This window comes from Bacillus sp. FSL M8-0350 (genome assembly GCF_038593345.1).
Classification (GTDB): Bacteria; Bacillota; Bacilli; order Bacillales; family Bacillaceae; genus Bacillus; species Bacillus safensis.
Genome location: NZ_CP151985.1, coordinates 879977 through 892949 on the forward strand (window position 1 = coordinate 879977; position 12973 = coordinate 892949).

General features: G+C 43.8%; 11 protein-coding genes and 1 rRNA gene. 9 read left to right on the forward strand and 3 right to left on the reverse strand.

The window, feature by feature from the left end; translation table 11 throughout:
• The first annotated feature begins 63 nt into the window (after positions 1–63).
• From NSS80_RS04400 to NSS80_RS04420, 5 genes are read left to right on the forward strand one after another with little or no spacing between them, the layout of a single operon-like run.
• Complete coding sequence (locus tag NSS80_RS04400) at positions 64–1086, forward strand: ABC transporter ATP-binding protein (protein ID WP_317222627.1); 1023 nt, start codon at positions 64–66, stop codon at positions 1084–1086.
• Entirely contained in the window at positions 1055–2032 is a 978-nt protein-coding gene (locus NSS80_RS04405; RefSeq protein WP_217008946.1) for an ABC transporter ATP-binding protein, read from the forward strand. Before NSS80_RS04400 ends, NSS80_RS04405 begins: the two co-directional genes overlap by 32 nt.
• Positions 2007–3593 (forward strand): ABC transporter substrate-binding protein, encoded by a 1587-nt coding sequence (locus NSS80_RS04410; protein ID WP_070326745.1) that lies wholly within the window; start codon positions 2007–2009, stop codon positions 3591–3593. Before NSS80_RS04405 ends, NSS80_RS04410 begins: the two co-directional genes overlap by 26 nt.
• A 60-nt stretch (positions 3594–3653) precedes the next feature.
• Positions 3654–4655 carry an ABC transporter permease gene (locus NSS80_RS04415; RefSeq protein ID WP_024425205.1) on the forward strand — a complete coding sequence of 334 codons (1002 nt, stop codon included), beginning with the start codon at positions 3654–3656 and terminating at the stop codon, positions 4653–4655.
• A 17-nt stretch (positions 4656–4672) separates the two neighbouring features.
• On the forward strand, positions 4673–5569 hold the full coding sequence (locus tag NSS80_RS04420; RefSeq protein WP_025093464.1) for an ABC transporter permease: 897 nt from the start codon (positions 4673–4675) through the stop codon (positions 5567–5569).
• A gap of 227 nt (positions 5570–5796) precedes the next feature.
• On the opposite strand, the gene NSS80_RS04425 is transcribed toward NSS80_RS04420, so the two are convergent.
• Together NSS80_RS04425 and NSS80_RS04430 are read right to left on the reverse strand one after the other, a co-directional pair.
• Positions 5797–6870, reverse strand: a complete 1074-nt coding sequence (locus NSS80_RS04425) for an aromatic acid exporter family protein (protein ID WP_041116317.1) — start codon at positions 6868–6870, stop codon at positions 5797–5799.
• A gap of 247 nt (positions 6871–7117) precedes the next feature.
• Entirely contained in the window at positions 7118–8413 is a 1296-nt protein-coding gene (locus tag NSS80_RS04430; protein ID WP_034284215.1) for a glutamate-1-semialdehyde 2,1-aminomutase, read from the reverse strand.
• 129 nt (positions 8414–8542) lie between these two features.
• Between NSS80_RS04430 and bcp the strand changes: the two genes are divergently transcribed.
• The gene (gene bcp, locus NSS80_RS04435) at positions 8543–9010 is read left to right on the forward strand and encodes a thioredoxin-dependent thiol peroxidase (RefSeq protein ID WP_024425791.1); all 468 of its coding nucleotides are present in this window, start codon (positions 8543–8545) and stop codon (positions 9008–9010) included.
• Between the two features lie 157 nt (positions 9011–9167).
• Positions 9168–9605 (forward strand): peroxide-responsive transcriptional repressor PerR, encoded by a 438-nt coding sequence (gene perR / locus NSS80_RS04440; protein WP_012009347.1) that lies wholly within the window; start codon positions 9168–9170, stop codon positions 9603–9605.
• Between the two features lie 35 nt (positions 9606–9640).
• Here perR and NSS80_RS04445 read toward each other — a convergent pair whose 3' ends face one another.
• Complete coding sequence (locus tag NSS80_RS04445) at positions 9641–9988, reverse strand: YgzB family protein (protein WP_024425201.1); 348 nt, start codon at positions 9986–9988, stop codon at positions 9641–9643.
• 189 nt (positions 9989–10177) lie between these two features.
• On the opposite strand from NSS80_RS04445, the gene NSS80_RS04450 reads away from it, so the two are divergent.
• Positions 10178–11056 (forward strand): nucleotidyltransferase-like protein, encoded by an 879-nt coding sequence (locus NSS80_RS04450; protein ID WP_024425790.1) that lies wholly within the window; start codon positions 10178–10180, stop codon positions 11054–11056.
• A 271-nt stretch (positions 11057–11327) separates the two neighbouring features.
• Positions 11328–12876 (forward strand): 16S ribosomal RNA (locus NSS80_RS04455).
• The last annotated feature ends 97 nt before the right edge of the window (positions 12877–12973 follow it).

A 12973-nucleotide genomic window follows, 5' to 3' on the forward strand; every position in this document is an offset into this window, starting at 1 on the left:
ACATGACATATTTCCCAGCTTGTCTCAATACAATTTTAAAAAGTATGACGGGGTGGTGAATATGTGAAAGAACAAGACGTGCTGCTAGATGTCAAACAGCTGTCCATTGCGTTTCAGCAAAAAAAGCAAAAAGTGCCCATCGTCCATCACATATCGTTCTCGATTCAAAAAGGGGAAACGTTAGGGATTGTGGGTGAATCAGGCTGCGGGAAAAGTATCACAAGCATGTCATTAATGGGACTGAATCAGCAAACCGATACAACGGGCGAGGTTCACTTCGAAGGGCAAAATCTGCTGTCACTTTCAGAGAAAGAGTGGCGAGAGATAAGAGGAAATGACATTTCGATGATTTTCCAAGAGCCTATGACCTCTCTGAACCCATTAATGACCATCGACAAACAAATGACGGAAGCACTTTTCACACATCAATCAATCGGTCAAAAAGAAGCAAGAGCGAAGGCGGTTGATCTGCTTCAAACAGTTGGGTTGAAGCAAGCAGAATCGCTGCTGAAAAAATATCCACACGAATTATCAGGCGGCATGCGCCAGCGAGTCATGATTGCGATGGCAATGCTTTGTCATCCAAAGCTCATGATCGCTGATGAACCGACAACTGCACTTGATGTAACCATCCAAGCGCAAATCCTTCGTTTGCTCAAAAAGCTGAACGAAGAGATGGACACTGCTATTTTATTTATTACCCATGATCTAGGCGTCGTGCGGCAAATATGCCAGCGAGTCATGATTATGTATGCCGGTCGAATTGTAGAAGAAGGAACCGTTGACCGTATTTTTCAAAAACCTCTGCATCCCTACACGAAAGGTCTTTTCGCCTCAGTTCCATCGTTTAAAGAGAAAAAAGAAAAGCTCATCTCTATTGCAGGTCATGTGCCTAAGCCAGGGGCCATTCGGTCCGGCTGTCAATTTGCACCACGCTGCCCATATCAAATGGCGCAATGTCTTGAAAAAGATCCAGCCTTACAATCCATTGAACAGAATCACCGCGTGGCATGTTTTCTAATGGAAGGAGGAGAAGACACTGACTCACCCACTTTTGCAAGTGAATCAGCTGACAAAACGGTATGACACAGCCGCTTTTTTTTCTAAACATAAACAATCGACTTTGGCTTTAAATCAAGTGTCCTTTCACGTGAAGGAAGGAGAAACGCTTGGCATTGTTGGTGAATCAGGCTGCGGGAAATCAACACTTGGCAAAAGCCTAATGAGATTGACTGAACCGACGTCAGGCTCTATTCAATTAAAAGGGCAGGAGATCACCCTTCTAAAAGAACGAGACATGCGTTCCTTAAGAAAAGACATTCAAATGATCTTTCAAGATCCATATGCTTCTTTAAATCCAAGAATGAAAATCAAAGATATTTTAGAGGAACCGCTGATTGTCCATCAGCATGGGACGAAAGCAGAAAGACGGAAACGGGTAAAAGAGATGCTGCACATTGTTGGATTTGATCCTTCCTACGGAGAACGTTATGCGCATCAATTCAGCGGCGGGCAAAGGCAGCGTATCGGTATTGCTAGAGCACTTATTACGCACCCAAGTCTTGTTATTGCCGATGAACCAGTTTCGGCTTTGGATGTATCCGTTCAAGCGCAAATTTTGAATTTGATGCTTGAATTGCAAAAGACGCTTTCTCTGACGTATCTGTTTATTTCTCACGACCTTGGGGTTGTCAGATATATGAGCGACCGGATCGCCGTCATGTATGCTGGGCGCATTGTCGAGATGGGGCCTGCCGAAGATGTGTTTCACAGTCCGCTTCATCCCTATACGTCGCTGCTTCTGAAATCCATTCCACATATGGATCACGTACTAGAGGCGCAAGATGTGGCAGCAGAAGAGACCACAATGACGGAACGCGGCGGCTGTCCTTTCTACAAAAGGTGTCCAAAAAGATGGGAGAAATGCCTGAAAGCAGTTCCAGCTTTGTATGAGGAGGCACCGGGGCACGCAGCCGCGTGTTATTTATATCAAAAGGAGGAAAACAATGAAGAAGACATGGTTATTCAGTAGTTTCATTTTTGTGCTGGCACTGGCGCTCTTTTTAGGGGGATGCTCGTCTTCACCGACATCAGAAGAAAAGGCAACAAAAGATACCCTCGTATTTGGCAGAGGGGGAGATTCCACTTCACTAGATCCAATCACCACAACAGAAGGCGAAACCTTTAAGGTCACAGAGAATATATTTGAAAAGCTCTTGAATTACGGTGAGAAAGACACGACCATCCATCCTGGCCTCGCAACAGAATGGGATGTTGCAAAGGACGGAAAATCATACACGTTCTACTTAAGAAAAGGTGTGAAATTCCACGATGGTACAGACTTTAACGCAGAAGCAGTGAAATTCAATTTTGAGCGCTGGATGAATGGAGACGCAGAAAAGTTTCCTTACTATGGGATGTTTGGCGGCTATAAAAAAGATAAAGGGCATGTCATTAAAGACATCATCGTCAAAGGCGAGCATGAAATTGAATTTCAGCTAAAGCGCCCGCAGGCGACATTCCTCAAAAACATTGCCATGTCACCATTTGGCATCGCAAGTCCAGCGGCTGTTGAAAAAAGCGGCGATTCATTTAGAGAAAATCCAGTGGGGACAGGACCATTCAAGTTTAAAGAGTGGAAGCAAAACGACCGTATCGTGTTAGAAAAAAACGAGGATTATTGGCAGAAGGATAAGCCAAAGCTGAATCAAATCATCTTCCGCTCCATTCCAGAAAACTCTGCTCGTTTAAATGCCCTTAAAACAGGAGAGATCGACTTAATGGATGGCGTGAATCCGTCAGATTTAGATGGCATTAAAACCGACAAAGCACTCCAGCTCATTGAAAGACCATCGATGAACGTAGGCTATATCGGACTGACCGTCACAAGAAAGCCGCTTGATAACAAGCTCGTTCGTCAGGCACTCAATTATGCGGTCGATAAAGAATCGATTATTGAGTCATTTTATGGCGGACTTGCTGAGCCAGCAAAAAATCCATTGCCGCCAGCTTTAGAAGGCTACAATGACGACATTGAGCCATATCCGTATGATCCAGAAAAAGCGAAAGAACTATTAAAAGAAGCGGGCTTCCCTGACGGCTTTCGCATCAAGCTTTGGGCAATGCCTGTACCGCGTCCATACATGCCAGATGGAATGAAGGTAGCAGAAGTCATTCAGTCAAATTTTGAAAAGGTCGGCGTCAAAGCAGAAATTGTGACATATGACTGGGCCACCTATTTAGATAAAGCAAGTAAAGGGGAAGCAGATGTGTTCTTATTAGGCTGGACAGGGGACAATGGTGATCCTGATAATTTCATTTACACACTGCTGGACAAAGACAGCATTGGCGGTAACAACTATACATTCTTCGAAAACGATAAAATGCATGACATTCTCATTGAAGCGCAAACAGACACAGATCAAAAGAAACGAAATGAGCTGTATAAAAAAGCGCAGGAAATCATTCATGACGAAGCGCCTTGGATTCCATTGGTGCATTCGATTCCAATGCTTGCCGCTTCTAATGATTTAAAAGGCTATCAGCCGCATCCAACTGGTTCAGAAGCTTTAACTGACGTGTATTTCGAATAAGCAAATAAGGGAGATCATGTATCTCCCTTATCAAACAAAGATAAAGGCGGTGAAAGCTGTTTGTTTGCTTATTGTATGAAGCGGGCAGGAATGCTCATCCCAGTACTGATCGGAATGACATTGGTCGTGTTTTCAATTATTCGTTTTATACCTGGAAATCCAGCGCAGGTCATCTTAGGACAGCGGGCAACGAAAGAGGCTGTAGAACAATTAACGATCCAGCTCGGTTTAGATCAGCCATGGTACGTTCAATACGGTCATTATATGCTTGGCCTTTTAAAAGGGGATTTAGGGACTTCCATTCGAACAGGAGCGGCTATTGCCCAGGAAATGAAGCCTTACTTATTTGCGACGTTAGAATTGACCTTTTTTGCCATGGTGCTGGCGATTGTCGTGGGAGTGAATGCCGGGATCATTAGTGCTTGGTTTAAGCATTCTTTCTTTGATTATGCCGCGATGTTTATTGCACTCATCGGAGTGTCCATGCCAATTTTCTGGTTAGGCTTAATGGGGCAGTGGCTGTTCTCGATCGAATTAGGTATTTTGCCGACAACGGGTCGAGAAGACGTAAGGAATCCAGTCGAATCGATTACGTATATTCATACACTGGACACGCTTTTACAAGGCCGGTTTGATCAATTCGCTGACAGCATCAAGCATTTGATCTTACCAAGTACAGCACTCGCCACAATTCCTGCTGCGATTATTGCGAGAATTACAAGGGCAAGTATGCTGGAAGTGCTTCATTCCGACTTTATTCGAACAGCAAAAGCAAAAGGAGTACGTTCATTTTTTATCATTTATCAGCATGGCCTGAAAAATGCGCTCATTCCGATCTTGACGATTATTGGTCTTCAGACAGGACTCTTGCTTGGTGGAGCGATTTTAACAGAAACCATTTTTGCTTGGCCGGGAATTGGGCGGTATATATATGACGCCATCAGTTATCGTGATTACCCAGTCATTCAAACAGGTATTCTCGTCGTTGCGCTTATATTTGTCCTGATCAATTTCATTGTGGACATCTTGTATGCGGTCATTGATCCAAGGATTAAATATTAGGGAGGGAGAGTGACAATATGGAAGCACAAAAAGAACTTGAACCACCTCAGCCAAAAGATGAACGCTCTCAATCATTGATTCTTGAATCAATGAAGCAGTTCTTTCAGCATAAGCTGGCGGTCATTGGCAGTGTGATTGTTTTTTTATTTCTGATCCTAGCGATCTTTGCGCCGCTCATTGCTCCTTATGGAATCAATGAACAATCACTCGGTGAGCGATTTAGTGCCCCTTCAGCTGCACACTGGTTTGGTACGGATGATTTCGGCAGAGATATATTTTCAAGAGTTGTGCATGGAGCACGGATTTCCTTATGGGTCGGTTTTTTCTCGGTCCTCGGGTCTGTCATTTTAGGCACACTGCTTGGATTGATAGCAGGCTATGGCGGAAGAGTGTTAGATGCTGTGATCTCAAGATTGTTTGATATTTTACTTGCTTTTCCTAGCATTCTATTAGCGATTGCTATTGTCTCCATCCTAGGCCCCTCCTTACAAAATGCCCTTATTGCCATTGCGATTATTAATGTCCCAACCTTTGGACGGCTCGTTCGTTCAAAAGTGCTGAGTATTAAACAAGAAGAATACGTGCTGGCAGCAAAGGCGGTGGGGATGTCACACCGCCGCATCGTTCTGCGCCACATCCTGCCAAATAGTATGGTGCCGGTCATCGTACAGGCGACGCTAGCGATCGGAACGGCAATTATTGAGGCAGCCGCTTTAGGCTTTTTAGGATTGGGGGCACAGGCGCCAAGTCCAGAATGGGGGAAAATGCTCGCCGATGCGAGACCTTATCTCGTTCAAGCCCCTTGGACATTATTCTTCCCAGGAATAGCGATCATGCTGACTGTTTTAGGCTTTAACCTGATGGGGGATGGATTAAGAGACACACTAGATCCTAAAATGAAGAAAATAAAATAAGACCGATTCTCAGAATCGGTCTCAGCGCGCGGGCAAACCCTCGCATTCGGTGTCAGTACTGCGTGCCGGTGCTCACGAATACTCATTCGCTCCGCTCCGGTACTCGTTCTTCCTAGACTGCAAAGGTTTTCAGGTTACGCTGAAAAGAAGACAAAGAGCTAAAATCAAGATCATTTTAGCTCTTTGTCAACAATTTAAGACCGATTCTAGGAATCGGTCTTTTCTGTTTATGCTTCTTTTTCTTCTGTCTCAATTTCACTATCTTTTGGGTGATACGTCTGGAAGCTTGTAATCAATGTATCTAAATGCTCTAATTCATCACGGTATTCGATGATGCTGGACATGACATTCAGCATGTTGTAATCGAGTAAGTCGTTTTCTTGGTTTTGCTGATGCTTAATAAATGATTTCGTTAACGTCTCAAGGCGAAGAGAGCATTCATTTTGAAATTCATCATCCTGCGGCTTCATTTTTCCGACGAATTTCATCAATGTGCGCTCATGCCAATACAGTAAATAATCAATTTCATCCGTTAAGCTTTCCCTGAAATGCTCTGGCATTAAATGAATTTCATTTTCTAATTTATGAAGCTTTTTCAGCAAATACAGAGCGCGATTCGATGTCATAATGGCCTGCCTGAACAAAACAAGCTTTCTTGATTTGACATACGTGGTTTTCTTTAAATAGCTTCGTTCTTCTTTGTATAGCAAGTAAATATGATCTAATTTGATCATGCGTTCTTTTATTTGATCGATGTCATCCTTTAATGTGGAATGATCAGTAGACTGTCTGGAGCTCAGACGGATCCATTTTAAAATCTCCTCCGTATTTTCCATAATGTGATGAACAAGTTTTGTTTCATATTTTGGCGGCAGGAAGATTAAATTCACTAAAAATGAAGAAAGAACTCCTAACACCACAGTAGCTGTTCGGATTAGGGCAAAGGAAAGGAAATGATCCCCTGCACTTTCTAAAATCGCGATGACGGTTACAAGTGCAATCGGAATCGTGTGTTCAATCTTCAGCTTTAAATTAATGGCGATGACCATGACGGCGGTTAAACCGATAATGACTGGTCCTGTGCCAAAAAGCAGACCGAACGTAATGGCAAGCGCTGCTCCAATAATATTGGCTTGCACTTGATCAACAATGGTTAAAAAAGATCGATAAATAGATGGCTGGATAGCAAATACAGCTGCAATTCCCGCGAAGACGGGCGTTGGCAACCCAAGCCATGTTGCCAGGTAAAGCGCGAGTACAATGGCAATACCAGTTTTTAAAATACGGGCTCCAAGTTTCATTGGTTTTGTCCCTGCATTCCTTTCTTTTCGATAATAGATGATCACTCGTCATTTATCATTCATATTTTGATGAAACAACTAAGTAATATACAGCGGTCTTCCGAAATATTCAAGTGATTTTTGAAAGTTCATGAAAACATCAAAAGAAGGTATTGAGAAGAAATGTAACAGATTCGCACGCTTTTGACAAACAAGAGCTGGTAAATAAAAAAACAGGCGCATGTTTTTACGCCTGTTTGGGACTTCATTATGATTGTTTCAGCTGTGCAAATGCATGATCTACTGCTTGCAGCGTCTCAGAAATATCTTTTTCAGTATGTGCGATCGTTAAGAACCAAGCTTCATATTTAGAAGGAGCGAGGTTAATGCCTTGCGCGAGCATTAATTTGAAGAAACGGGCAAACATTTCGCCATCCGTATTTTCAGCCTGCTCGTAGTTCACAATCGTTTCTGTTGTGAAATAAATTGTGAGCGCTCCTTTTAAGCGATTCACTGTAATATCTACTTGATGCTTTTTGGCATGGGCTAAAATGCCTTCCTCTAACATAGCGCCTAGCTGATCAAGACGCTCGTAAACGCCGTCTTCTTTTAACAATTCCAAGCAGGCAATACCTGAAAGAATGGATGCAGGGTTTCCTGCCATTGTGCCAGCTTGATAGGCTGGTCCAAGCGGGGCAACTTGTTCCATAATTTCTTTTTTACCGCCGTAAGCGCCGATAGGAAGTCCGCCGCCAATAATTTTTCCTAATGCAGTGAGGTCAGGTTTTACTTGAAGCAAATCCTGTGCACCGCCATACATAAAGCGGAAAGCGGTAATAACTTCATCATAAATCACCAGTGCGCCTTTTTCATGTGTGAGGTCATTGACCTGCTGCAGGAAACCGTCCTTAGGTTCTACGATGCCAAAGTTCCCGACAATTGGTTCGACAAGGACAGCTGCTATTTCATCTCCCCAGCGATCTAATGCTTCTTTATAGCTGTCAATATCATTAAATGGAACGGTAATGACTTCATTGGCGATACTCTTTGGTACGCCCGCGGAATCGGGTGTTCCTAAAGTGGAAGGACCAGAGCCTGCAGCCACTAGCACAAGATCAGAGTGGCCGTGATAGCATCCGGCAAACTTAATGATTTTTGTTCTGCCTGTATATGCGCGAGCCACTCGAATTGTTGTCATCACCGCTTCTGTACCTGAATTGACAAAACGAACTTTGTCTAAAGCAGGCATGGCTTCCTTCAGCATTTTAGCAAAAGTGACTTCATGCTTCGTTGGTGTTCCGTAAAGGACACCTGTTTCAGCCGCTTTCGTGATGGCTTTTGTAATATGCGGGTGGGCATGTCCTGTAATAATTGGACCGTATGCTGCCAGATAATCGATATAGCGGTTTCCGTCAACATCCCAAAAATAAGCGCCTTCTCCTCTTTCCATCGCAACGGGTGAACCGCCGCCTACTGCCTTATATGAACGAGACGGGCTGTTGACACCCCCAACAATGTGCTCCAGCGCCTCTTGATGTAATTTTTCTGATTCTGTGAATTTCATAAATAGCCTCCTATCTCAACGTATCACGTCGTCTATCATTATTTTAACATGCCGATGCAAGCGTCCTTAGTTGAATATCCTCTCAAAATTGGATAGGCTAATTAAAAAATAGGTTGGAGGGATTGTGTCATGACAATCGAAGTAGGGCAGCAAGTACCTGACATTGAATTAACCGGTGACAATGGGGAGAAAGTAAAGCTTTCTGATTTTAAAGGAAAACATATTGTTCTTTATTTCTATCCAAAAGATATGACACCAGGCTGTACAACAGAAGCATGTGATTTCCGCGACCGCCATCAAAGCTTTGCAGAATTAGATGCTGTCATTATCGGCGTAAGCCCAGACAGTCAGGACAAGCACCAAAAGTTTAAAGAAAAACATGATTTGCCGTTTCTTCTTCTTGTAGACGATGAACAGAAATTGTCTGAAGCCTTTGGGGTATGGAAGCTGAAAAAGAATTTTGGCAAAGAATATATGGGAATCGAGCGTTCAACGTTTCTGATTAATAAAGAAGGCACGCTTGTGAAAGAATGGCGAAAAGTAAAGGTAAAAGACCACGTAGAGGAAGCGCTTGAGGAATTGAAAGCTCACGCTTAATATCCTCACAGGATGAGATCGGCAGTCATGCCGGTCTTTTTTGTAAAGAAGAATAGGTAAAAAAGAGGATTGTAATTGACAAAGTTTCGGCTCTGGGGGTACACTATTTATAAAGATTATAATATAAGAATATTTTTGAAGAGAGGTGCATGATGAAATGGCTGCTCACGAACTAAAAGACGCTTTAGATGCTCTAAAAGAAACCGGTGTTCGAATTACCCCGCAGCGCCATGCCATCTTGGAGTTTCTCGTAAATTCTATGACACACCCAACCGCGGACGATATATATAAAGCACTTGAAGGAAAATTTCCAAATATGAGTGTCGCAACGGTTTACAACAATTTACGAGTCTTCCGGGAATCTGGATTAGTAAAGGAATTAACGTATGGTGATTCCTCAAGCCGATTTGATTTTGCGACATCTGACCACTACCATGCGATCTGTGAAAACTGCGGAAAAATTGTGGACTTTCACTATCCTGGCCTTGATGAAGTTGAACAGCTTGCATCCCATGTGACGGGCTTTAAAGTCAGTCATCATCGCTTGGAGATCTATGGAACTTGTCAAGAATGTGCGAAAAAAGAAAATCATTAATGAAAAAGCTGACCGTTTAAAAGGTCAGCTTATTTTTATGACTTTTTTCGATTGTAGGATTCATCAAACTCTTTACCTTCTAATGCTGGATCAAGTGTAAGCGGCTCCCTGCAATGCATGCACATGTCAACCCGCCCAAGCACTTTTGTTTCCTTCTCACAGCCTGGACAAACGACACGTACTGCCTTCGTAGAAAGCATACCAATCCAAAAGTAAACGGCTGTACTTAATCCAATCGATAAGACGCCAAGCAGCATAAAGAAAGTCGACAGCCAAATCGATTCCTTGAAGAACACACCGATATACATGATCAGAAAGCCAACAAAAACCAAACTAAGTGCAAATGTTCTGATTTTATTAATCTTACTGGAGTATTTCGCCATCCCTAGTCCCCCTTATCTCCAATATAGCACATTTTACCTTTCCGTTTGAATTAGTTATAGAGTTTTGTGAATAAATTGCTTATAATGATTCAATGATCTTTTTTCATGTATTGAAGGAATTTTGATTCTATGAGGAGAAATACATAGCATTAGAGAAGAACCTTACACCCGAGTATTGGAGGAATCACTATGGAAAATCTTCTCCGTCCTATTTATCAAGAGAGAGCAAGCCATCCAGACACATTAGCTGTGATTATAGTAGAAAGAAGACATAAAGTATCTTCTGAGACGGATAACTTTGATGCAGCACTTTTAGTCATCGTAAAAGAAGCGGAAGAGCCGTTATTTATCAAGCACTATGAATCCGATCACCAAACAGCTTCTTTAAATGTTGTCACAGATGATCAACTGAAGGAATGGATTACCCTCGGCACTAACCGCCGAATCATCGATTGGATTTTGAATGGAAAAGTCCTGTTTGATCGAAATGAATATATCTTCAACTTAATTGATGAACTAAGTACATTCCCGTTTTCAAACCGCAAGCTCAAAATCGGTTTAGAATATGGCAAGCTCATTCGCAGATATATAGAAGGAAAAGCATTTTTTGAGTCAAATCAATTCCTCGATGCATATAATTCCATTGTGCATGCCCTGCATCACCTAGCACGTATTGAAGTAATTGATAAAGGCTTCCACCCAGAAGTGACCGTTTGGAACCAAGTGCGTCATATGGAACCTGAAGTATACAAACTTTACTCAGAACTGATTGAAAGCCATGAAAGTCTGCATAAACGTTTGGAACTTTTATTTTTAGCAAATGATTTTTTGATCCATTCAAAAGCGGAAATTGGTGCCGCTCATTTGCGTCATGTCATGGAACAGAAGGATATATGGCTTTTTGGTGAGCTTCTTGCACACCCAGATCTAAAGTATTTCACTCCTGACCTTAGCGTCATGATTGATTTCTTTGTGGAAAAAGGAATTGTTCAAGTGGAGCCGATTGAGACAAAGGGACAAAAAATCTATCATCGAGGATATTTTGTGAAAAAAGATATTGACGCATGAATATTATGATGGTATATTATTAAACGTCGCTAATGAGCAACTGAGTTGCTTTGAAAGAAAAGCTGACAAAAAGAAATTCTAAAAAACGCTTGACGCACACGGCGCTCAAATGTTATATTAAGAAAGTCGCCTCTGAGAGACGACGAAGATGATCTTTGAAAACTAAACAAGACAAAACGTACCTGTTAATTCGAGTTTTTATAAAAAAATCCTATGAAACTTCATAGGTAGTCAGTCAAACTGGCGAAAAGCAAAACTTCGGTTTTGTATTTTTTCGGAGAGTTTGATCCTGGCTCAGGACGAACGCTGGCGGCGTGCCTAATACATGCAAGTCGAGCGGACAGAAGGGAGCTTGCTCCCGGATGTTAGCGGCGGACGGGTGAGTAACACGTGGGTAACCTGCCTGTAAGACTGGGATAACTCCGGGAAACCGGAGCTAATACCGGATAGTTCCTTGAACCGCATGGTTCAAGGATGAAAGACGGTTTCGGCTGTCACTTACAGATGGACCCGCGGCGCATTAGCTAGTTGGTGGGGTAATGGCTCACCAAGGCGACGATGCGTAGCCGACCTGAGAGGGTGATCGGCCACACTGGGACTGAGACACGGCCCAGACTCCTACGGGAGGCAGCAGTAGGGAATCTTCCGCAATGGACGAAAGTCTGACGGAGCAACGCCGCGTGAGTGATGAAGGTTTTCGGATCGTAAAGCTCTGTTGTTAGGGAAGAACAAGTGCGAGAGTAACTGCTCGCACCTTGACGGTACCTAACCAGAAAGCCACGGCTAACTACGTGCCAGCAGCCGCGGTAATACGTAGGTGGCAAGCGTTGTCCGGAATTATTGGGCGTAAAGGGCTCGCAGGCGGTTTCTTAAGTCTGATGTGAAAGCCCCCGGCTCAACCGGGGAGGGTCATTGGAAACTGGGAAACTTGAGTGCAGAAGAGGAGAGTGGAATTCCACGTGTAGCGGTGAAATGCGTAGAGATGTGGAGGAACACCAGTGGCGAAGGCGACTCTCTGGTCTGTAACTGACGCTGAGGAGCGAAAGCGTGGGGAGCGAACAGGATTAGATACCCTGGTAGTCCACGCCGTAAACGATGAGTGCTAAGTGTTAGGGGGTTTCCGCCCCTTAGTGCTGCAGCTAACGCATTAAGCACTCCGCCTGGGGAGTACGGTCGCAAGACTGAAACTCAAAGGAATTGACGGGGGCCCGCACAAGCGGTGGAGCATGTGGTTTAATTCGAAGCAACGCGAAGAACCTTACCAGGTCTTGACATCCTCTGACAACCCTAGAGATAGGGCTTTCCCTTCGGGGACAGAGTGACAGGTGGTGCATGGTTGTCGTCAGCTCGTGTCGTGAGATGTTGGGTTAAGTCCCGCAACGAGCGCAACCCTTGATCTTAGTTGCCAGCATTCAGTTGGGCACTCTAAGGTGACTGCCGGTGACAAACCGGAGGAAGGTGGGGATGACGTCAAATCATCATGCCCCTTATGACCTGGGCTACACACGTGCTACAATGGACAGAACAAAGGGCTGCAAGACCGCAAGGTTTAGCCAATCCCATAAATCTGTTCTCAGTTCGGATCGCAGTCTGCAACTCGACTGCGTGAAGCTGGAATCGCTAGTAATCGCGGATCAGCATGCCGCGGTGAATACGTTCCCGGGCCTTGTACACACCGCCCGTCACACCACGAGAGTTTGCAACACCCGAAGTCGGTGAGGTAACCTTTATGGAGCCAGCCGCCGAAGGTGGGGCAGATGATTGGGGTGAAGTCGTAACAAGGTAGCCGTATCGGAAGGTGCGGCTGGATCACCTCCTTTCTAAGGATATATGGAGCAGCGTACGTTTTCGTCTTGTTTAGTTTTGAAGGATCATTCCTTCAAAACATGTCTCTAGCGAGACAGGATTGTTCTTTGA

Bases quoted from the DNA above. Each gene is read 5' to 3' on its own strand.
- NSS80_RS04410 (WP_070326745.1), top strand. From the start codon at position 2,007: ATGAAGAAGACATGGTTATTCAGTAGTTTCATTTTTGTGCTGGCACTG.
- NSS80_RS04420 (WP_025093464.1), top strand. From the start codon at position 4,673: ATGGAAGCACAAAAAGAACTTGAACCACCTCAGCCAAAAGATGAACGC.
- NSS80_RS04425 (WP_041116317.1), bottom strand. From the start codon at position 6,870: ATGAAACTTGGAGCCCGTATTTTAAAAACTGGTATTGCCATTGTACTC.
- NSS80_RS04430 (WP_034284215.1), bottom strand. From the start codon at position 8,413: ATGAAATTCACAGAATCAGAAAAATTACATCAAGAGGCGCTGGAGCAC.
- bcp (WP_024425791.1), top strand. From the start codon at position 8,543: ATGACAATCGAAGTAGGGCAGCAAGTACCTGACATTGAATTAACCGGT.
- perR (WP_012009347.1), top strand. From the start codon at position 9,168: ATGGCTGCTCACGAACTAAAAGACGCTTTAGATGCTCTAAAAGAAACC.
- NSS80_RS04445 (WP_024425201.1), bottom strand. From the start codon at position 9,988: ATGGCGAAATACTCCAGTAAGATTAATAAAATCAGAACATTTGCACTT.
- NSS80_RS04450 (WP_024425790.1), top strand. From the start codon at position 10,178: ATGGAAAATCTTCTCCGTCCTATTTATCAAGAGAGAGCAAGCCATCCA.